The following is an 18,617-nucleotide window of genomic DNA, read 5'->3' on the forward strand; positions in this document are numbered from 1 at the left end:
TCCGCGCTCCTCGCTTCGATGCCGAACACCCGAAACGAACAAGCCCGGCATACACCGGGCTTGTTCGTTCTTGCCGCCGCGGCGAATCCGCCTCAGTTGGCCGGCGCGTAGCGCAGGGTCAGGAACCACTCGCGGCCGGGCTGGTTGTAGTACGACACGGTCTCGTACTCGCGGTCGAACACGTTGGCCACGCGCGCCTGCAGGCTCAGCGCCGGGGTGAAGGCGTACTCGGCGCGCAGGTCGAAGGTGCCGTAGCCGCCCAGGCGGGTGCTGTTGGCGGCGTCGTCGTAGCGCGAACCGTAGCCCACCGCGGTGGCGCCGACGCGGAACTTGCCGAAGGCGCGGTCCAGGTCGATGCGGCCGCTGTGCTTGGCGCGGCGCGGCAGATCGTTGCCGCGGTTGAAGCCGCGACGGTTCTCTGTGTCGAGGAAGCTGGCGCTGGCGGCCAGGGTCCAGCCGGCGAACTCGGTGTCGATGCCGATCTCGGCGCCGCGCATGCGCGCGCGTTCGATGTTGTTGGGCAGGTTGATCGCCGCGTCGAAGGTGATCAGGTCGTCGGCGCGGGTGTCGAAGCCGTCGATGCGCGCGTTGAAGTTGTCGCCGCGGTAGGCCAGGCCGACTTCCCAGGTCTTGGACTCTTCCGGCTTGAGCTGGGCGTTGCCGAAGAACGGGTAGTACAGCTCGTTGAAGGTCGGCGCCTTGAACGCGGTGCCGTAGCCGACGGTGACGCGCCAGTTCTCGGCGAAGTCCAGGCCCCAGGCGGCGCCGCCGGTGGTGTGGCCGCCGAACTGTTCGTTGTCGTCGCGGCGCAGGCTGGCTTCGAAGGAGTGGGCGCCGAAGCGGCCCTGGTACTGGACGAAGCCGGCCTTGTTGTCGCGCTCGGCCTCGTCGTAGATCGTGTCGCTGTCGACGCGGTCGCGCAGCCAATCGAAGCCGGCGGTCAGCACGTGACCGTCGGCGACGGCGAAGTCGGCCTGCAAGCTGGCGCTGTCGCGGTCGGTGCTGAAGAAGCCCATCGGCAGCGAGCCGAGGAAATTGTCCGAACTGTCGACGTTGCGGCCGGCGACCAGCTGCACGTTGACGGTCTCGCTGGGGCGCCAGCGGACCTTGCCGCCGATCACCTGCTGCACGGTCTGCGAGTAGTTGACGAAGCTGCCGTCGTAGTCGTTCCGGCCTTCGGCGCGCAGCGCCTGGCCTTCGATGCTCCACTGCTCGTTGAGATCGATCCCGCCGCGCAGCGACAGCGCGTGGCTTTCGTAGCCGTCGCGGTCCGGTTCGTCGGTGAAGCAGCCGGCGAACACCGGGAAACCGGCGCCGCGGCAGGCATCGATGCCCTGGGTCTTGCGGAAGCTGTAGTCGGCGCCGAACCAGCCGCGGCCGCTGCGGCCGCCGAAACCGCTGCCGAACTCGATCGCGCCGTTGCTGCCGCCGCCGACGTGGACGCGCGGAGCGAAGCCCTGCCGCTCGCGGCGGGTGAACACCTGGATCACGCCGCCGATGGCGTCGGCGCCGTACAGGCTCGAGCGCGGGCCGCGGACGATTTCGATCCGGTCGATCAGCGCCAGCGGCAGGTCCTGCAGCGAGGCCAGGCCGGAGGTCGGCGAGCCGATGCGGATGCCGTCGACCAGGAACAGCACGTGGTCGGATTCGCTGCCGCGCAGGAACAGGGTGCTGAGCTTGCCGGCGCCGCCCTGGTTGGACAGCGAGATGCCGGCGCGGCCGCGCAGCAGGTCGTTGAGGTCGCGGGCCTGGCTGCGCTCGATCTCGGTACGGGTCAGCACTTCCACCGGGCTCAGGGCGTCGTTGACGCTGACCGCGGTGCGGTTGGCGGTGACCACGACCTCGTCGAGATCGGTGGCCTCGCCCGCGGGCGCGGCGAGGGCGGTGGCCGGCAGCGCGAGCGCGCAGGCGATGGCGAAGGACAGATTCAGGGCACGCATGGCAAAGCTCCACGACGCGCGCATCGGCGCGCGTCAAAACGGCGAAGGAGGCGGCGGGGGAGGAGGCGGACGACGACGGGCGCGCGAGAACGGCGGCCGTGCCGCGACGCCCTCCGCATCGCAACCGATGGTGCCTCAAGGCCGGTCTCCGGACTCGCGGGCGAAGCCGGCCGTGCCGGCTTCCGGTCGCGGCGCCTTCCCGTGCATCGCACAGTGGCGCAGGCCGCGACCTGGCTCGCTTACCGTTGCGGGGGCAGTGCCGGACTGGGCGCGGCGCCGGCGGAAGATCCGTCGGCCCGGGCGCGTCACCGGCTTCCCGTTTCAACCCCGTGGCGGTCGGCCGTGGGGTCACCTCGAAGCGGGGCGGATTCTACGCGATGGCGGGCGGGCTGTCCGAACGGGCGGTCCGAAAGGGAGCCGCCCGGCCCATTGCCCGCGCGGCGGCATCGCCCCGGATCGGCGGCGGCAGGGCAGGGGGGGGGGGCGTTCGAATGAAGGCGGCCGCCCCGGCTCAGTCGCGCTCGCCGTCTTCGGCGCGCTCGCCGCGCTCATCGGCACCGCCGTCGCGGTCGAAACCGTCGCCGTGGCCGTCGTCGCGCTCGCCGGCCGCGGCGAAGCCGGCGCCGGTCTCGTAGCCCTCGTCGGCGTGCACGGTGGTGCGCACCGGAGCGGCGGCCGGCTTGTTGCGCGGCGCCGGCAGCAGCGCGGTGGCGGCGTCGGCGGCCAGGATCAGTTCCTGCCGGCGCTCCTCGCTGATCTCCTGCCAGTGGCAGTCGAGCAGGGCGCCCTCGATCGCGTACAGCAGGTTGAGGGTCGGTTTGAAGCCGGCGCGCTTGACCCGCATGAAGGCTTCGACCGTGCCGACCGCGGCCAGGTCCTCGTGGGTGCGCAGGCCGACCTGGCGCAGCCAGGCGGCGCTCTTGGGACCGATGTTGCGCATCTTGGCCGCGCTCATGCGAGCGACTCCAGGTAGATCCTGGCCATCGCTTCCAGGCCGGCTTGGTCGTCGGCGTCGAAGCGTTCCGGCAACGGACTGTCGAGATCGAACACGCCGATCAGCTCCTCGCCGCGCAGCAGCGGCACCACCAGTTCCGAACGCGAAGCCGCATCGCAGGCGATGTGGCCGGGGAAGTCGTGCACGTCGGCGACCCGCTGGGTCTGCCGGGTCGACGCCGCCGCGCCGCATACGCCCTTGTCGAGCGGAATGCGCACGCAGGCCGGCAGGCCCTGGAACGGGCCGACCACCAGTTCGCGGCCGTCGTAGAAATAGAAACCGACCCAGTTGAGGTCGGGCAGGGCGTGCGCGATCAGGGCCGACAGGTTGGCGGCGTTGGCGACGCGGTCGCGTTCGCCGTCGAGCAGGCCGCGCGCCTGCGCGGCCAGCTGTTGGTATTGCTCGGCCTTGCTGCCGGTCAAAGAAGAGGCGGTAAACATCGAGGAAGTGTAACAGCGGCGTCTTGCGCGACTACCATGGGCCGATCCGGGAAGCAGGAACAAAAGCGCGAGATGAGTCACAACCAGCCTTCGGTCGCCGACGCCATCCGACCAACGGACGCAAAACGCGCCGACGCCGGCGATCCGGACGCGCGCCCGGCCTGCCCGCCGGGCCTGTTCGTGACCGGCACCGATACCGGCATCGGCAAGTCGGTGGCCAGCGCGGCGCTGCTGCATGCCTTGCGCGCGCGCGGCCTGCGCGCGGTCGGCATGAAGCCGGTAGCCAGCGGCTGCGAGCCGGGGCCGGACGGCTGGCGCAACGAGGACGCGTTGCTGCTGCAGGCGGCGAGCCTGCCGCGGCCGCGCTACGAGGACGTCAATCCCTATGCCCTGCCGCAGCCGCTGGCGCCGGAGATCGCCGCCGCCGAGGCCGGCGTGCGCATCGAGTTGGACGCGATCCGCGCCGCGCATGCGCGACTGGCCGCGCAGGCCGACTGCGTGGTGGTCGAAGGCGTCGGCGGCTGGGCGGCGCCGATCAGCGCCGCGCTGGACCAGCTCGACCTGGTGCGCGCGCTGGACCTGCCGGTGGTGCTGGTGGTCGGCCTGCGCCTGGGCGCGATCAACCACGCCCGGCTCAGCGCGCGCGCGCTGCAGGCCGACGGGGTGCGCGCGATCGGCTGGATCGCCAACGGCATCGACCCGGACATGGCCCGCGCCGACGAGAACTTCGAGATCCTGCGCGCGCGCCTGCCGATGCCGTGCTGGGGCCGGCTGCCGTATGCTCCGCAACCCGACCCGCAGACGTTGGCGCAGCGGCTGACGCCGCTGTTCTGACCGCGCCGTTCGAAGCCGCGCTGCGGCCCGCCCCGCGGCTTGGGTCTGCGTCGCGCGACGCAGACGACAAAAAACCCGGCAACCGAAGTTGCCGGGTTTCCTGTTTTTCCGACTGGGCTTGCCGATGCCGGCCGTCGATCGCGCGCAGAGAGAGGGACGCGCGGCGGCGGCGGCAACCGGCCTGAGCGGAATTACTTGGCGGCCGGGGCGACGCTGGCCTTGGTCGCGGCCTTGGCGGCCTTTTCGACGTTGGCCTGGGTGGTCTTGGCGGCCGATTCGATCTGCGACTTGGCCAGCTCGGCGATCGCTTCGTTGGTCTTCAGCGTGCGGCCGAGGGTTTCCTGGCCGGTGCTGACGGCGCGCTCGACGTTCTCGCGGGCGATCTGCACGCCCTTCGGCCACAGGGTCTTGAAGGCGTCGAAATCGCGCGCTTCGGCGGCTTCGCCGAAGAAGGCGAAGGTCGCGTTGACGCGGTCTTCGATCGCCGCGATCTGCAGGCCGAACACCGCTTCGGCGTTGTCGAGGGCCAGACGGTTGACCTGAGCGGCCGTGTCCGCGAACTGGCGCGTGGCGGCGGCGAACTGTTCGTTGAACTGCTGGTACATGGCTTAGCTCCTGAGTGGTCCAGGCGGAGAACGGCTGGATGGTGCGGTGCAGCATAGCCAGGGCTTTGTTGCGATGCAACATCGCACCGACGAGCGGTCTGAACCGGTTCAGAAAAGCTGCCTGTTCAGCCGTTTAGCGCCCAAGCAGCGGTTCAGGCAAAGCCTAGGTTCGGGCTGTGACGCCCAGGTTTCGCGCCTCTGACAGGCGCGCCGGGGCGCTGCCGCGCGGCGACTGGAGGATTCGCTCCCCGGCCCGAGGGCATGGCGTTCGGGCGTTCGGTGGCGCGCGAGCCGGTGGCTCGCAAGCGCCCCTTCACCCGCTTGCGGGAGAAGATGCCCCGAAGCAGCGCATGAGGGGCCGAGCCGCCGCTCAACCGCGGTAGCGGCAACCGGCGGTGCAGGTCTCGTGGACGACGATTTCGCTCAGCAGCGGCAGCACCGGCTTGAGCTGCTCCCAGATCCACACCGCCAGGCGTTCGCTGGTCGGGTTTTCCAGGCCGGGGATGTCGTTGAGGTAGTGATGGTCCAGGCGGTCGTAGATCGGCTGGAAGGCTTTCTTGACGTCGGCGTAGTCCATCACCCAGCCGCTGTGCTCGCCCAGTTCGCCGGTCAGGTGCACCTCGATGCGGAACGAGTGGCCGTGCAGGCGCGCGCACTTGTGCCCTTCCGGCACGTTCGGCAAGCGGTGCGCGGCCTCGAGGGTGAAGACCTTGAAGATGTTCATGGCGGACATTGTGCGGCAAGCGCTCGGGCGGTGGACGCCGCCGGTCCGGAGCGGGCCGGGCGCGGCGTCGGGACGGCGGATACGAAAAAGCCCGCGGCGCTGGCGGGCTTGGCTGCGGCGGCGGAGCCGACGCGAATCGATGGTGGCTATGGGTGGACTCGAACCACCGACCCCAGCATTATGAGTGCTGTGCTCTAACCGGCTGAGCTACATAGCCACGGGGAACCGCGAATTCTTCATGCCGGAGGGGTTCGTGTCAATGGGGGCGGCGCCGCTTTGCCCGACTTGTCGTCTGCCGCACCCCGTGGCAGAGTCGGAGTCAGTAGAAATTCGGAGTCCGCATCGTGATCGATCCGGACGGTTACAGGCCCAATGTCGGCATCGTGCTGATGCATCCGGACGGCCGCCTGTTCTGGGCGCGCCGCGTGCACCGCGACGGCTGGCAGTTCCCGCAAGGCGGGATGAACAGCGACGAGACGCCGCTGGAGGCGATGTATCGCGAATTGCGCGAGGAGACCGGCCTGCTGCCGCAGCACGTCGAAGTGCTCGGCGCGACCCCGGGTTGGCTGCGCTACCGCCTGCCGCGGCGGGCGGTGCGGCGCAACGACCGGCTGGTCTGCATCGGCCAGAAACAAGTCTGGTTCCTGCTGCGCCTGACCGGCCAGGAGTCAGACCTGCGCCTGGACCTGACCGAGAAGCCCGAGTTCGACCACTGGCGTTGGGTGGATTTCTGGTACCCGGTCGAGCACGTGGTGATGTTCAAGCGCGGCGTCTACGCCAGCGCCCTGCGCCACCTGGCCCCGTTCGCGCGCCATGTCGCCGGTTCCCAGGCGGTGCCGGCGCCCGGCCCCGACACCCGCCTGCACGACCCGCGCCTGGCCGGGCATAACCGGCAGCGGCCGCGCGCCCGTGGCGGCCTGCCCGGCAGCCCGGCCCGCGGCGGCTCGGAACCGGGCGCCTGAGGCCGGGGCGCCTGAGGCCGGGCCGGCAGCAGTCGGCTGCTGTTAATTGACAATCATTCTCATTCCTGGCGAAATGGGTCTCGCAGCCATCCGGCTGCCTGCCCGAACGCCCGCCGCCGTGTACGTCTGCATCTGCAACGGAGTCACCGACCGCGACATCCGCCAGGCCGCCGAGGCCGGGTGCCGCAGCCTGCCCGAGCTGACCATGCGCACCGGCGCCGGCGCCAACTGCGGCAGTTGCCTGGAACTGGCCGCTTCGCTGCTCGATCAGGCGCGCGGCGCGATCGAGCTGCCGCTGCCGGTATTGCAGCAGGCCGCCTGAGCCCGCCGCCCGGCGCGCCCGGGCCCGCGAACGCCACTGATTCTCGACTCCCGTTGCGCACGATTCGCGTTCCGTCATCGCGTCCGCGAAGTGGCTAGAGTGCCCGCCATAGCAACGTCGGAGCCACGGCCATGAAAGGCGACCCCAAGGTCATCGAGTATCTCAACAAGGCGCTCTACAACGAGCTGACCGCGATCAACCAGTACTTCCTGCACGCCAAGATGCTGAAGAACTGGGGCCTGAAAGAACTGGCCGAACACGAGTACCACGAGTCCATCGACGAGATGAAGCACGCCGACAAGCTGTCGGACCGCATCCTGTTCCTCGATGGCCTGCCCAACTTCCAGGCCCTGGGCAAACTGCGCATCGGCGAAAACCCGCGCGAGCTGCTGGCCTGCGACCTGGCGCTGGAGCTGGAAGCGATCCCGCTGCTGCGCGAGGCGATCAAGTACTGCGAAACCGTCAGCGACTACGTCAGCCGCAAGCTGTTCGCCGACATCCTCGACTCGGAAGAAGAGCACGTCGACTGGATCGAAACCCAGCTGGCGCTGATCGAGCGCCTGGGCGAGCAGAACTATCTGCTGACCAAGATCGAGAAAGGCGAAGATTGAGCGTAGAGGAGCGAGGAGCGAGCAAAGCGCCCGCTGCCCCTCCTGCACGAACGTATCCAGCCAGCCGCGCGCAAGCGCCGCCAGCCAGACAGCGAAAAGCCGCCGGTTCCCACCGGCGGCTTTTTTTCTTATGCGACAACAGTCGGCGAGCGCTCGTTCCTCGCTCCTCTCAACTCGCTCCTAGCTCTTTGGCCTTGCGCCGCCGCCCGAACAGCTTCCGCCACAACCACCACAAGGCCATGCCGATGGTCAGGCTGATCAGCACCACGATGGCCAGGGTCACCCAGGGATAGGCGAACACCAGGGCCAGGCCGCCGACCACGGCGGCGTCCTCGGTGACCGAGGCGGTCCAGTTGCTGATCGGTTCGGGCGAGGTGTTGAGCAGGGCGCGCGAGCCGGACTTGAGCAGGTGGCTGGTCAGGGCCACGCCGGCGCCGGCGGCGAGGGCGCCGGCGCCGAGCTCGCCGTCGGGCGACATCGCCGCCGCGGCCAGGAAGGCGCCGACCGGGACCCGCAACAGGGTGTGCAGCAGGTCCCAGCCCGAATCGACTCCAGGGATCTTGTCGGCGAAGAACTCGCCGGCGGCGAGCAGGCCGCAGACCCCGAGCACCCACGGCGACTGGGTCGCCTGCAGCGCCTGGGGCAGGTCCAGCCAACCCAGGAAGCCGGCCAGGCCGACGCCGAACACGGTCAGGTAGACCCGGACCCCGGCCAGCCAGGCCAGAACCACCCCAACTGCGAACAGGTGCGCATCGGTCACGGCGGCGTTCCCGTTAAGATCGAGGGTTGAGTATAGGCAAAGCGGCGTCCGTCGCAGTCCAGTATGGCCAAAGCCCCGCCGCCGCGTTTCGTCATCGTCCAGCAACAGCCGGACAAGCGTCCTTATATCTGGGCCGCCGTCGGCGTGGCGTGGGCGCTCACCCTGGCCGGCGCCTGGTTCTGGTCGCAGTCGCGGGCCGCGCCGATGCTGCCCGAGGTCAGCGCCGAGCTGGCCACCACCCGGCGCGAGCTGCGCCAGCGCCAGACCGAGCTCGACCGCCTGGCCCAGCGCGAGACCACCCTGCAGCGCTCCGATCAGATCAGCCGCGCCGCCAACAAGCAGGTGCAGGAAGCCCTGGCCCAGCGCGAGGAGGAGATCGCCGACCTGCGCGCCGACGTCGCCTTCTACGAGCGCCTGGTCGGCGCGACCGCGCCGGCCAAGGGCCTGAACGTTCACTCGGTCGAGTTCAAACCCGAGGCCGGCGGCACCTGGCGCTACCAGATCGTGCTGACCCAGAATCTCAACCGCGGCGCGGTCAGCAGCGGCGGCCTGCAGTTCCAGCTCGAGGGGGTGCGCGGCGGCAAGCTGGCGTCGATCGGCTGGGACGAGCTGCACCAGAAGCCCAAGGCGCCGCCGCAGAATTATTCTTTCCGCTACTTCCAGCAGCTCGACGGCAGCGTGATGCTGCCGGCCGGGTTCACCCCGCAACGCGTACGCGTCTCGTTGCGCGGGGAAAACGCTTCGATCGAGCAGCGTTTCGCCTGGAAGAGCGGCGTCACCGTAACCGGGGAAACTTAAGCGATGTTCAAGACCAGCAAACCGACCCAACTGCGCGAAGGCCAGGTCGACACCATGATCGGCCCGCAAGTGGTGATCCACGGCGACCTGCATTTCAGCGGCGGGCTGTATATCGAAGGCCGCATCGTCGGCAAGCTGGTGGCGCAGGAGGGGCAGCCGGCCAGCCTGACCCTGGCCGAGAACGGCAGCATCGAGGGCGAGGTGCGCGCGCCGGTGGTGGTGCTCAACGGCACCCTCAACGGCGACGTCTACTCCAGCGAACGGGTGGAACTCGCGGCCAAGGCGCGGGTCCAAGGAAACGTGCATTATCGGGTCGTGGAAATGACCGCCGGCTCGATGCTGACCGGCCGCCTGATCCACGCCGAGGCCGCAGCCGCCTTGCCGGCGCCTGAAGGCGCCATTACCGCCCTCGCCGGGATGGATTGAGCGGCGCGGGCCCCGCCCCCAGACGGTGTGGATGAGCGAAACGACCTCCCCCGCCACGCCGTCCCCCGCCGGGTCCGACCCGACCGCCGCCGCGCCGGCCGCTGCCGGGCAGCGCCACCCCTGGCGGATTCCGGCCGCGATCGTCCTGGCCGTGGCGTTGGGGTTCGGCGCCTGGGGCCTGTGGCGTTCGCTCAGCCAGGCCGGCGACGAAGTGCCGCCGGCCCCTGCCGGGGCCGAGGCCTTGACCCCGAAGCAGATGCGCGCCGAACTGGAGCAGCTGCGCCAGCGGGTGACCACCCTGGGCCGCTCCGACGAGATCAGCCGCCAGGCCAACCGCGACCTGCAAAGCGCCCTGGCCGAGCGCGACGAGGAGCTCGCCGGCCTGCGCGCCGACGTCGCCTTCTACGAGCGCCTGGTCGGCGCCACGGGCCAGCGCCGCGGCCTGACCGTGCATGCGCTGAAGATGCAGGCCCAGGACGGCGCGCCCAGCGTCTGGCACTTCACCACCACCCTGACCCAGAACCTCAACCGCGGCGCGGTCAGCGCCGGCCGCCTGAGCCTGGCCCTGGAAGGCACCCGCGACGGCAAGCTGGAAAAGCTGGCCTGGACCGACCTGCGCCAGCAGCCGGCGGCGCCGGGCGTGGCCTACTCGTTCAAGTACTTCCAGCAGGTCGAGGGCGACGTGTTCGTTCCCGCCGGGCTGGCCCCGGTGCGGGTCACGGTGCGGCTGACCCCGCAGTCCGGCGCCGCGGTCGAACAGTCCTTCACCTGGGCCGAAGCGACCCGCGACGCCGCCGCCAGCCCGGCGACCGGCATCGGCGGCTGATCGCAGTGTTCGCCCGGTGCGCTTGAATGCGCACCGCCGGGCCCTCATCCTTTTGCCCATGGAAACCATTCTTCACCCCGCCGCTCCGGGCTATCAGTCGCTGGAGCGGCCGCTGCAGTTCACCTCGGCCGCGGCGAACAAGGTCCGCGAACTGATCGCCGAGGAGGGCAACGACGCCCTCAAGCTGCGCGTCTACATCCAGGGCGGCGGTTGCTCGGGCTTCCAGTACGGCTTCGAGTTCGACGAACAGCAGGGCGAGGACGACCTCGCCGTGCAGACCGACGGCGTGACCCTGCTGGTCGATCCGCTGAGCCTGCAGTACCTGATGGGCGCCGAAGTCGACTACACCGAGAGCCTGCACGGCTCGCAGTTCGTGATCCGCAATCCGAACGCGAAGACCACCTGCGGTTGCGGTTCCTCGTTCGGCGTGTGAGCGAGCCTCACGCCCCGCCGGCATCGGCGTTCGCCTTCGTCGAATCCGGTTCGGCCTGGCGCGCGGCGCTGGACCGCGCCGACCACCTGCGCGACGACGCCGAGGCCCTGACGGCGCTGTGGCCGCGGGCGCGGGTGATCGTGCTCGACGCGTCCGGCCAGGCCTTTGCCGACGAAGACGGCCGCCTGCGCGCGCCCAGCGGCCAGGAACTCAGCGAAGGGCCCGGCGGTGTCGGCGCCGCGGTGTTCCTCGGCCTGGACGGCGACGGCGCGGCCTGGTTCGCGATCGAGGCCGAGCTGGTCGCCTGGCAGGCGCCGCGCCGGGTCGATCTGCGTAGCGCCGCCGCGCAGTGGCCCTGGCTGCACGCCAGCGTGTTCGCCCAGGCGCGCGCGCTGCAGCATTGGCGCAGCCGGCATCGTTACTGCGGCGCCTGCGGCGGCGAAGTCGGGTTCTCGCGCGCCGGTTGGCTCGGCCGTTGCGGCCTGTGCGGCAGCGAACATTACCCGCGCACCGACCCGGCGGTGATCGTCGCGGTCGACGACGGCGAGCGCCTGCTGCTCGGCCGCCAGAGCGGCTGGCCGGCGCGCCGTTATTCGGTCATCGCCGGCTTCGTCGAGCCCGGCGAATCGCTGGAGCAGACCGTCGCGCGCGAGGTGCTGGAAGAAACCGGCGTGCGCGTGCGCGGCTGCCGTTACCTGGGCTCGCAGCCCTGGCCGTTCCCGGGCGCGCTGATGCTCGGCTTCGCCGCGCTGGCCGAAGCCGACGAACCGCAGGTCGGCGACGAACTCGAAGAGGCGCGCTGGTTCACGCTCGACGAGATCCGCGCCGCCGCGGCGCGCGGCGAACGCGGCGCGGACGACGGCGTCGGGCCGTTGCTGTCGCCGAGCATTTCCATCTCGCGCTGGCTGATCGATCACTGGCTGGCGCAGGCCGAGGCGCGCACACACGGCTGAGGCCCCGGCGCCGGCCGCAAGCGCCGGCGCAATGCGTTCGCGTACGGTAGGCGCGCGGCGTCGGCGCCAATCTCGGGCCCGTGCGGTCGCGCTAGTTCGGGCGCGTTAGAATCGGACTCAGATTCGCTACGCCAGGAGCGTCGCCCGATGTCCGTCACGTTGATCGCCGCCGTCGTCGCACTGGTGCTCGGCCATCTTGCCCAGTCGCTGGCCGCGTCGGTGCGTCACTACGGTTGGTACGGCGACTGGCTGCGCTGGATCGGCAGCCGCTTTCCCGAAGGCAGCTTCTGGCACGGTCGCGGCGGCCTGATCCTGGCCCTGCTGCCGCCGCTGCTCGGCGTCGGCCTGTTCCAGCTGGCCCTGGACGAACCGCTGATCGGCCTGGGCGGGCTGGTGTTCGCGATCGTGGTGCTGTTCTACGCCTGGGGCCCGCGCGACCTCGACCTCGACGTCGAAGCGCTGGCGTCGGCGCGCGACCCGATCGCCCGCCGCGAAGCCGCGGCGCGCCTGTTTCCCTACGGCGACACCCCGGCCCTGGACGGCGGCTCGCTGATCGAGGCGGTGTTCCGCAGCGCATTGCGGCGTTGGTTCGGAGTGCTGTTCTGGTTCCTGGTGCTGGGGCCGGTGGGGGCGCTGGGCTACCGCCTGATCGCCCTGGCCGCCGAAGGCGAGGCCTCGCGCGAGTTGCCCGGCGAGAACCGCGCCGGCGCGCGCGCCGCGCTGGCGGCGCTGGACTGGCCGGTGGCCCAGCTGATGACCCTGGCCCTGGCCCTGGTCGGCAATTTCGACACCGTGCTCGGCGCCTGGCGCGAATCCGGCGGCGCCAGGCCCAGCCTGGACCACCGGTTCCTCGGCGCGGTCGCGCGCGCCAGCGTCAAGTGCGAGCTGGCCGAGGAGGCTGCCGACTATGTCGACGAGGCCGGGGTCGGCGCGCCGGCGGCCCCGGCGGCGATCGGCGAAGTGCCCGAACTGCGCGACGCGATGAGCCTGGTCTGGCGCAGCCTGCTGGTGTGGCTGGCGGTGCTGGCGCTGTTCGTGATCGCCGGCTTCGTGTCCTGACGGCCTAGGCCCGGGACCTGCGGGCGCGTTCGACGAGCTTCCTGCGGCCCGGCGATCCCTGCGGCGGCGACCGTTCGCTCCGCTTTTGCGACCGCCTGAACCGAATCCCGACGCCGGCGCATGGAACGGGTAGGGAGCCCCCGCCCCGGCTGCGTTTCTGGTCATGGGTACGGCGAGATCCGGCGTGCCGCGCGAGTCGACCGCTTCCCGCAACGCGGGGGAGGCGTAGTTCCCGCCGGGGAGGCGGGGCGGATCGCGCGCTGCGGATCGGCCGGGCCCGGCGATCGTGCTGACGCGCGCGCCGTGGCGCATCGGCGTCCGGGGGCGGTGCGGATTCGGCGGAAGCGACCGATCGAGCCGTTCCGGTGCGCGTTGCGTGATTGCCGTCGCGCCCGCCCGCCCAACTTCCTGCGGAGAACCCGATCCGGTGAGTCGATTTACGCCCATCATCCAGGCCGGTTTCGCGCCCGGCCTGGCCGTGCACGAGACCGCGGACTTCGTTCGCCCGGCGCAGGCGGCTGGGCTAGTATCGAAACAATTCCCGGGAACGTGGGCGAAAGTGGACGTGGGTCAGGACTCCTCGGCGGCGAACCAGGCGGCTTCGACGCGCGTGGAGGAAGACCATTTCGTCGCCTTCCTGCGCGATCATCGCGAGCCGCTGATCGCCTTCCTGCGCAAGTCCGCCGCCTCGCTCGAGGACGCGCAGGACATCGCCCAGGAAACCATGATGCGGATGCTGCGCTACCGCGAGCAGCCGCCGGAATCGCTCAAGATCCTGATGTACCGGATCGCGATCAACGCCCTCAACGACCGCGGGCGCAGGCAGAAGACCCGACACGCGCCCGAGCACGTCAGCCTGGACGAGGACTACCATGCGCTGCCTTCGCAGGAGCCCGCGCACGACCAGCGCGTAGCGACCGAGCAGGAGCTTGCGGTGGTGCGCGCGGCGATCCTGCAGTTGCCGGCGCGCAGCCGCCAGGTCTACCTGCTCAACCGCATCAACGGCATGAGCTACACCCAGATCGCGCGCCATTGCGGTATTTCTGTAAAGGCGGTGGAGAAGAATATCGGCCGGGCGCTGGCGCTGTTGCGCACGCGCATGAAGGAAAGCGGCTACGAGAGCTGGCAGGAATCATGAAGACTTCACTCACCGCATCGACGGATGTCGACGACGGCCGCGCGGAAGCGTGGGTCGCGCGGCTGGATTCGCCCGAATGCACCGCCCAGGAACGGGCGCAGTTCCAGGATTGGCTGGACGAATCGCCCGCGCACCTGGAGGCCTATGTGCAAGCCGAGCGCGCGCATCAGTTGGCCGCGCGGTTGGCAGGCGACGAAATGCTCCAGGCCGCCGCGCGCATCGCCTGGCGCGCCAGCCGCGACAGCGCGCGTCCGCGCTGGTGGGCGCCGGCGGCGCTTGCCGCCTCGCTGCTGGTCGCCACCGTGGTCGGGATCGGCTGGCTGCGCACGCCGGCGCCGCTGCCGGCCGGCGAACGCTACGCCACCGCGGTCGGCGAGCAGCGCTGGCTGCGTTTGGCCGACGGCACCCGGGTGCTGCTCGACACCGACTCGGCGATCGTCGCCCGCTTCGGCGAGGACCGGCGCGAGATCGAAGTCGATCGCGGCCGGGTCCAGTTCCAGGTCGCCGCCGATCCGCAGCGACCGTTCTCGGTCAAGGCCGGGCGCGGCACCATCCGCGACATCGGCACCACCTTCCAGGTCAGCAAGGCCGACAGCGCGGTCAACGTCGGCCTGATCGAGGGCGCGGTCGAGGTCACCGGCGCGGCGGCCCAGGCCCGCAGCACCCTGAGCCCGGGCCAGCAGCTCAACTACGACGGCGAAGGCCGGCTCGGCGCGCCCGAGCCGCTGGACCTGGCCGTGGCCCAGGCCTGGCCGGACGGCGACCTGGTGTTCAAGAATCGCCGCCTGGACGCCTTGCTCAGCGAGATGAACCGCTACTCGGCGACCAAGCTGCGCCTGGCCGAGCCGGGTCTGGGCGACATCACCGTCAGCGGCGTGTTCCATATCGGCGACCAGGCCTCGCTGCTGCAGGCGCTGGAGCGCGGCTGGTCGCTGCAGAGCGAGCGCAGCGCCGACGGCGACATCGTTTTGCGGCGCAAGGCGGGTTGAGACACCGCATCGGCCGAGTCGATGCTATGGTTGGATCAGCGCCGTCCACAGGGGGCGCCGTGTTCCGCTGTAGTCCGATCGATGCGGTTGGTGGATGGCCAAGATTTTCCCTGCGTTCCTCGTTTCCGTCGCGCTTCTAGCCGCGTCCGAAGCCGGGGCTTTTCAGGCCCCTCCTAACGATTCCACTGGGGATGGCTACCACATCCGCGCCGGTGCCCTGGACGACGCCCTCAATGCCTTCGCCGCGCAGAGCCGGGTGCAGATCCTGTACTCGCCGTCGCTGGTCGCCAACCGCCGCAGCGCCGGCCTGGACGGCAAAGCCCCCACCCGCGAGGCCCTGGCCCGGCTGTTGCAGGGCACCGGCCTCACCGCGGTAGCCGTAAACGCCAACACCTACTTGTTGCAGGCGGCGCCGCGCCCGCGCCCGGTCGCGCCCCCGCGTGCGACGGTGCGGCGCGAGTCGGCGCCGCCGAGCGCGCCGACCCAGCTCGACACGGTCCACGTCACCGGCACCCGCATCCCGCGCTCGGCGTTCCAGACCTCGACCCCGCTGACCATCATCACCCGCGAGGAGATCCGCGCCAGCGGCCACCAGACCCTGTTCGACCTGCTGCGGCTGATGCCGGGCATGACCGGCCACCACCCGCGCGACGTCGCCACCGGCGGCGGCGCCTCGCAGGTGCCCTCGGCCGCGGCGGCGTCCTCGAGCCTGTACTCGCTGGGCCCGCGTGCGACCCTGTTCCTGGTCGACGGCCGGCGCATGGCCAACTACGGCCTGGTCTCGACCGACATGGGCGCGCTCAGCGACCTCAACGGCATTCCGTTGAGCATGATCGACCGGATCGAGATCCTGCACGGCGGCGCCTCGGCCATCTACGGCGCCGACGCGATGGCCGGGGTGGTCAACATCATCCTCAAGAAGGACTACAGCGGCGGCGAGATCACCGCCAACTACGGGGTGTCCGACCGCGGCGACGCCGAACAGCAGCGGCTGTCGGCGAGCATCGGCCTGCAGACCCGCGGCGGCGGCAGCGTGTTCCTCAGCGCCGACCATTTCGCCCGCAATCCGCTGGTCGGCAGCCAGCGCGACTGGAGCACGGTCGACCAGCGCGATGCCGGCCTGCGCGATGCGCGCATCCCGTTCGGCTACTACATCGGCAATTTCTACGTGCCGATCAAAGGCTGCGAGGACCGCGACCCCGGCCTGGAGGGCAAGGCCTGCAGCCTGGACCGCGCCCAGTACGTGAGCCTGCAGCCCGGCATCACCAGCAACGCCTTCTACGCCCACTACCGCCAGCCGGTCAGCGGCAACGGCGAGTTCTACGCCGACCTGCGCGCGACCCGGGTCTCGCTGGAGATGCAGAACGCGCCCTTCTACGGCCTGGTCAGCCTGCCCGAGGACAACCCCGACGCGTTCGCGCCGCTGCCGATCCTGCCGCTGGCCTATGCTTTCTCCGAAGTCGGGCCGGTGCGCAACCGCACCGTCACCAACACCCGCGACGCCACCGTCGGCCTGCGCGGCTACCGCGGCCGCTGGGAGTGGGACCTGAGCCTGGCCCAGCGCCGCAACAAGGTGCACAACCGCATCGACGGCCTGATCGACGAGGTCGAGCTGTTCGACGCCGCCGACCAGCGCCTGTTCCGCTTCGACCAGAGCGAAAAGTCCAATGACGTGATCGAGCGCATTTCGCCGCAGAACACCCTCGGCGGCGAAGTGGTGCTGGACAGCGCGGTGGCCAACTTCGACGGCCCGCTGTTCCGGATGCCCGGCGGCGAGGCCACTGTCGCGGTCGGCGCCGAGTTCCGCCGCGAGCGCCTGCGCAGCCGCCCCGGCGCCGCCTTCGTCAACGGCAGCGTGGCCCTGGCGCAGGAGATGGAGCGCGAGAATTCCAGCCGCAACGACTCGGCGGTGTACGGCGAGATCAACTTGCCGCTGCACGAGACCCTGTCGATCGACGCGGCCTGGCGCCTGGACCGCAACGGCGGCTTCGGCAGCCGGGTTTCGCCGAAGGCCGGCTTCAAGTGGACGCCGACGCCGAGCCTGACCCTGCGCGGTTCGGTCGGCGAAGGCTATCGCGCGCCGACCCTGTTCGAAGTGCGCCGGCCGATGATCTTCGGCGACACCGATCAGATCCCGTACTCCGACGCGATCGGTCCCTGCCTGATACCGATCGACGACACCGCCACCTGCCTGGTCGACAAGCACGCCACGGTCAATCCGAAACTGAAGCCGGAGACCTCGCACAGCCGCACCCTGGGGGTGATCTGGCAGCCGGCCGAGGCCTTCAGCCTCAGCCTCAATCACTACCGCATCGCGCGCAACAACGAGATGCTGGTGATCAATTCGCTGCAGCGCCCCGAGTTGTATCCCGGGGCCTTGCTGCGCGACGACGAGGGCTATCTGTACGGGGTCAACATCTACCTCGACAACGTCGGCCGCACCGAAGTGCGCGGCTGGGAGCTCGACGCCGATTACCGGGTCGAGACCGCGCGCTGGGGCAAGTTCGCTTGGCGCCTCAACGGCCACTACCTGGACCGGCTGATCCGGCGCTCGCACCCGCAAGTGCCGGCGCTGGACTACGCGGGCTACACCACGCCCGACCGCAGCCTGCTCGGCAGCGTGCAGTGGAACTACCGCGACTGGATCGCCACCCTCAACCTGCGCTACATGGGCCCGGCCAAGGTCGACTTCGGCGACCCGACGGTGGACTGCATGAAGCGCTGGAAGCGCGCCGGCAAATGCAGCACGCCCAGCGCGACCCTGGTCGGGCTCAACTTGGCCTACGGCGGTTTCGAGCGCTGGCTGCTGAGCCTCAACGTCAGCAACCTCACCGACCACGCGCCGGTCAACTACGACGAGAGCGCCGGCGGCTACAGCATCGCCGACGACGATCCGGTCGGGCGCTATTACCTGATCAGCGCGACTTACCGCTTCTGAGCCTCAGCCCGGCGCCAGCCATGCGAACGGCGGCCAGGGCAGGTTGCGCAACACCCAGAAGCCGAGCAGCAGGCCGATCCACAGCCGGGCGCTGGTCAATGTCGCAGCCAATGCCTTGGGCAGGCGATAGCCGTAGGCGTGCAGCACCAGCAACGGCAGCGCCAGCATCAGCCCAGGCAGCAGCGGGTTCATCGCCAGCACCTGGGCGAAATCGCCATGGACCAGGGCGTGCGCGGCGCGGGTCATGCCGCAGCCGGGGCAGTACAGACCGGTGAGCTGGTAGAACACGCAGCCCGGCAGCGGGCTGCCCACCGCATTGGGATCGAAGCGGCGCAGCAGCCAGACCGCGGCGCCGCCGGCCAGCGCCGCCGCGGCGGCGGTCGCGGCCAGGGCGACGTGGCGGCGGCGCGGGCTGAGTGCGTTCATGGCGACCACAGGACGCAGCGCGGGCTCAGCGCCACTGCCGCGCCTGGTCGAGGATCAGGTCCACGCCGCTGGCCATGCCTTCGACGAACAGGCTCAGCACTTGCATCACCACCGCCAGGCCGACCAGGGCGGTGCAGACCCAGGCCCAGGTGCGGGCGTTGCTGGAGGCCTGTGCGGCGCCGGCCTCGTCGCCGGCGGCGAACTTGCTGTCGACCTGGGCGCCGTAGACGATCGAGACCACGCCGGGGATCGCGCCGATGCCGCAGCAGGCGCAGAACGCGATCACGGTGATGATGATCGACCAGACCAGGTAGTTGGGGTACGGCGACCTGGCGCCGACGACGGGTTGGTTCATGGACGCGCTCTCCCTCGCGTTGCGGCGGCGGCACCGGTGCCGCCGCGCTCGCCGATCATCCTAACAGCGCGCCCGCCGCCGCGG

Annotated in this window: 21 protein-coding genes, 1 tRNA gene and 1 riboswitch; of the genes, 13 read left to right on the forward strand and 9 right to left on the reverse strand. The window is 70.5% G+C overall.

Features of this window, described 5'->3' with window-relative positions:
- Positions 1 to 92 precede the first annotated feature (92 nt).
- From btuB to AC3A57_RS14145, 3 genes are all read right to left on the reverse strand, one after another.
- Positions 93 to 1,940: a TonB-dependent vitamin B12 receptor gene (gene btuB / locus AC3A57_RS14135; protein WP_487579486.1), complete on the reverse strand. Its 1,848-nt coding sequence runs from the start codon at positions 1,938 to 1,940 to the stop codon at positions 93 to 95.
- A 122-nt stretch (positions 1,941 to 2,062) separates the two neighbouring features.
- Positions 2,063 to 2,311, reverse strand: a riboswitch (cobalamin riboswitch).
- A 140-nt stretch (positions 2,312 to 2,451) separates the two neighbouring features.
- On the reverse strand, positions 2,452 to 2,895 hold the full coding sequence (locus AC3A57_RS14140) for a TfoX/Sxy family protein (protein WP_487579487.1): 444 nt from the start codon (positions 2,893 to 2,895) through the stop codon (positions 2,452 to 2,454).
- Positions 2,892 to 3,374, reverse strand: coding sequence for a GAF domain-containing protein (locus AC3A57_RS14145; protein ID WP_221671266.1), 483 nt, complete (start codon positions 3,372 to 3,374; stop codon positions 2,892 to 2,894). The genes AC3A57_RS14140 and AC3A57_RS14145 overlap by 4 nt, the downstream gene beginning before the upstream one ends.
- A gap of 72 nt (positions 3,375 to 3,446) precedes the next feature.
- On the opposite strand from AC3A57_RS14145, the gene bioD reads away from it, so the two are divergent.
- Positions 3,447 to 4,208 carry a dethiobiotin synthase gene (gene bioD / locus AC3A57_RS14150; RefSeq protein WP_487579488.1) on the forward strand — a complete coding sequence of 254 codons (762 nt, stop codon included), beginning with the start codon at positions 3,447 to 3,449 and terminating at the stop codon, positions 4,206 to 4,208.
- Between the two features lie 191 nt (positions 4,209 to 4,399).
- Here bioD and AC3A57_RS14155 read toward each other — a convergent pair whose 3' ends face one another.
- From AC3A57_RS14155 to AC3A57_RS14165, 3 genes are all read right to left on the reverse strand, one after another.
- Positions 4,400 to 4,813, reverse strand: a complete 414-nt coding sequence (locus tag AC3A57_RS14155; protein ID WP_487579489.1) for a phasin family protein — start codon at positions 4,811 to 4,813, stop codon at positions 4,400 to 4,402.
- A 370-nt stretch (positions 4,814 to 5,183) separates the two neighbouring features.
- Entirely contained in the window at positions 5,184 to 5,537 is a 354-nt protein-coding gene (queD, locus tag AC3A57_RS14160) for a 6-carboxytetrahydropterin synthase QueD (protein WP_221671269.1), read from the reverse strand.
- 140 nt (positions 5,538 to 5,677) lie between these two features.
- Positions 5,678 to 5,754 (reverse strand) — tRNA-Met (locus AC3A57_RS14165).
- A 127-nt stretch (positions 5,755 to 5,881) separates the two neighbouring features.
- Here AC3A57_RS14165 and AC3A57_RS14170 point away from each other — a divergent pair.
- The 3 genes from AC3A57_RS14170 (at position 5,882) to bfr (ending at position 7,432) form a co-directional block, all read left to right on the forward strand.
- Positions 5,882 to 6,499 carry an RNA pyrophosphohydrolase gene (locus AC3A57_RS14170; protein ID WP_487579490.1) on the forward strand — a complete coding sequence of 206 codons (618 nt, stop codon included), beginning with the start codon at positions 5,882 to 5,884 and terminating at the stop codon, positions 6,497 to 6,499.
- 118 nt (positions 6,500 to 6,617) lie between these two features.
- Positions 6,618 to 6,821 (forward strand): (2Fe-2S)-binding protein, encoded by a 204-nt coding sequence (locus tag AC3A57_RS14175; protein WP_487579491.1) that lies wholly within the window; start codon positions 6,618 to 6,620, stop codon positions 6,819 to 6,821.
- Positions 6,822 to 6,952: 131 nt separating this feature from the next.
- Positions 6,953 to 7,432, forward strand: coding sequence for a bacterioferritin (gene bfr, locus AC3A57_RS14180; RefSeq protein WP_487579492.1), 480 nt, complete (start codon positions 6,953 to 6,955; stop codon positions 7,430 to 7,432).
- 169 nt (positions 7,433 to 7,601) lie between these two features.
- Here the strand turns inward: bfr and AC3A57_RS14185 are convergent, their stop codons facing one another.
- Positions 7,602 to 8,192, reverse strand: coding sequence for a DUF4126 domain-containing protein (locus AC3A57_RS14185; RefSeq protein ID WP_487579493.1), 591 nt, complete (start codon positions 8,190 to 8,192; stop codon positions 7,602 to 7,604).
- A gap of 63 nt (positions 8,193 to 8,255) precedes the next feature.
- On the opposite strand from AC3A57_RS14185, the gene AC3A57_RS14190 reads away from it, so the two are divergent.
- From AC3A57_RS14190 to AC3A57_RS14230, 9 genes are all read left to right on the forward strand, one after another.
- Entirely contained in the window at positions 8,256 to 8,990 is a 735-nt protein-coding gene (locus AC3A57_RS14190) for a DUF6776 family protein (RefSeq protein WP_487579494.1), read from the forward strand.
- A 3-nt stretch (positions 8,991 to 8,993) separates the two neighbouring features.
- Positions 8,994 to 9,416: a bactofilin family protein gene (locus tag AC3A57_RS14195; protein WP_487579495.1), complete on the forward strand. Its 423-nt coding sequence runs from the start codon at positions 8,994 to 8,996 to the stop codon at positions 9,414 to 9,416.
- Positions 9,417 to 9,447: 31 nt separating this feature from the next.
- Positions 9,448 to 10,242, forward strand: coding sequence for a DUF6776 family protein (locus AC3A57_RS14200; RefSeq protein WP_487579496.1), 795 nt, complete (start codon positions 9,448 to 9,450; stop codon positions 10,240 to 10,242).
- Positions 10,243 to 10,300: 58 nt separating this feature from the next.
- Positions 10,301 to 10,675: an iron-sulfur cluster insertion protein ErpA gene (gene erpA / locus AC3A57_RS14205; RefSeq protein WP_487579497.1), complete on the forward strand. Its 375-nt coding sequence runs from the start codon at positions 10,301 to 10,303 to the stop codon at positions 10,673 to 10,675.
- Entirely contained in the window at positions 10,672 to 11,628 is a 957-nt protein-coding gene (nudC, locus tag AC3A57_RS14210; protein ID WP_487579498.1) for an NAD(+) diphosphatase, read from the forward strand. Before erpA ends, nudC begins: the two co-directional genes overlap by 4 nt.
- A gap of 147 nt (positions 11,629 to 11,775) precedes the next feature.
- Positions 11,776 to 12,687, forward strand: a complete 912-nt coding sequence (gene ampE / locus AC3A57_RS14215; RefSeq protein WP_487579499.1) for a regulatory signaling modulator protein AmpE — start codon at positions 11,776 to 11,778, stop codon at positions 12,685 to 12,687.
- 286 nt (positions 12,688 to 12,973) lie between these two features.
- Positions 12,974 to 13,825, forward strand: a complete 852-nt coding sequence (locus tag AC3A57_RS14220; RefSeq protein ID WP_487579500.1) for an RNA polymerase sigma factor — start codon at positions 12,974 to 12,976, stop codon at positions 13,823 to 13,825.
- Complete coding sequence (locus AC3A57_RS14225) at positions 13,822 to 14,814, forward strand: FecR family protein (RefSeq protein WP_487579501.1); 993 nt, start codon at positions 13,822 to 13,824, stop codon at positions 14,812 to 14,814. Before AC3A57_RS14220 ends, AC3A57_RS14225 begins: the two co-directional genes overlap by 4 nt.
- A 94-nt stretch (positions 14,815 to 14,908) precedes the next feature.
- A complete protein-coding gene (locus AC3A57_RS14230) occupies positions 14,909 to 17,752 on the forward strand; it encodes a TonB-dependent receptor domain-containing protein (protein ID WP_487579502.1) in 2,844 nt (947 codons plus the stop codon).
- 3 nt (positions 17,753 to 17,755) lie between these two features.
- Here the strand turns inward: AC3A57_RS14230 and AC3A57_RS14235 are convergent, their stop codons facing one another.
- Both AC3A57_RS14235 and AC3A57_RS14240 read right to left on the reverse strand, forming a co-directional pair.
- Positions 17,756 to 18,178, reverse strand: coding sequence for a DUF2752 domain-containing protein (locus tag AC3A57_RS14235; RefSeq protein ID WP_487579503.1), 423 nt, complete (start codon positions 18,176 to 18,178; stop codon positions 17,756 to 17,758).
- A gap of 25 nt (positions 18,179 to 18,203) precedes the next feature.
- Positions 18,204 to 18,533: a CD225/dispanin family protein gene (locus tag AC3A57_RS14240; protein ID WP_487579504.1), complete on the reverse strand. Its 330-nt coding sequence runs from the start codon at positions 18,531 to 18,533 to the stop codon at positions 18,204 to 18,206.
- Between the last annotated feature and the right edge of the window lie 84 nt (positions 18,534 to 18,617).

The sequence above is a fragment of the Lysobacter sp. Soil_C_15 genome (assembly GCF_057657315.1).

Bases quoted from the DNA above. Each gene is read 5' to 3' on its own strand.
- AC3A57_RS14240 (WP_487579504.1), bottom strand. From the start codon at position 18,533: ATGAACCAACCCGTCGTCGGCGCCAGGTCGCCGTACCCCAACTACCTG.
- AC3A57_RS14195 (WP_487579495.1), top strand. From the start codon at position 8,994: ATGTTCAAGACCAGCAAACCGACCCAACTGCGCGAAGGCCAGGTCGAC.
- AC3A57_RS14200 (WP_487579496.1), top strand. From the start codon at position 9,448: ATGAGCGAAACGACCTCCCCCGCCACGCCGTCCCCCGCCGGGTCCGAC.
- AC3A57_RS14145 (WP_221671266.1), bottom strand. From the start codon at position 3,374: ATGTTTACCGCCTCTTCTTTGACCGGCAGCAAGGCCGAGCAATACCAA.
- AC3A57_RS14235 (WP_487579503.1), bottom strand. From the start codon at position 18,178: ATGAACGCACTCAGCCCGCGCCGCCGCCACGTCGCCCTGGCCGCGACC.
- queD (WP_221671269.1), bottom strand. From the start codon at position 5,537: ATGAACATCTTCAAGGTCTTCACCCTCGAGGCCGCGCACCGCTTGCCG.
- erpA (WP_487579497.1), top strand. From the start codon at position 10,301: ATGGAAACCATTCTTCACCCCGCCGCTCCGGGCTATCAGTCGCTGGAG.
- AC3A57_RS14230 (WP_487579502.1), top strand. From the start codon at position 14,909: ATGGCCAAGATTTTCCCTGCGTTCCTCGTTTCCGTCGCGCTTCTAGCC.
- AC3A57_RS14155 (WP_487579489.1), bottom strand. From the start codon at position 4,813: ATGTACCAGCAGTTCAACGAACAGTTCGCCGCCGCCACGCGCCAGTTC.
- AC3A57_RS14225 (WP_487579501.1), top strand. From the start codon at position 13,822: ATGAAGACTTCACTCACCGCATCGACGGATGTCGACGACGGCCGCGCG.
- AC3A57_RS14140 (WP_487579487.1), bottom strand. From the start codon at position 2,895: ATGAGCGCGGCCAAGATGCGCAACATCGGTCCCAAGAGCGCCGCCTGG.
- ampE (WP_487579499.1), top strand. From the start codon at position 11,776: ATGTCCGTCACGTTGATCGCCGCCGTCGTCGCACTGGTGCTCGGCCAT.
- AC3A57_RS14190 (WP_487579494.1), top strand. From the start codon at position 8,256: ATGGCCAAAGCCCCGCCGCCGCGTTTCGTCATCGTCCAGCAACAGCCG.
- btuB (WP_487579486.1), bottom strand. From the start codon at position 1,940: ATGCGTGCCCTGAATCTGTCCTTCGCCATCGCCTGCGCGCTCGCGCTG.
- bioD (WP_487579488.1), top strand. From the start codon at position 3,447: ATGAGTCACAACCAGCCTTCGGTCGCCGACGCCATCCGACCAACGGAC.
- bfr (WP_487579492.1), top strand. From the start codon at position 6,953: ATGAAAGGCGACCCCAAGGTCATCGAGTATCTCAACAAGGCGCTCTAC.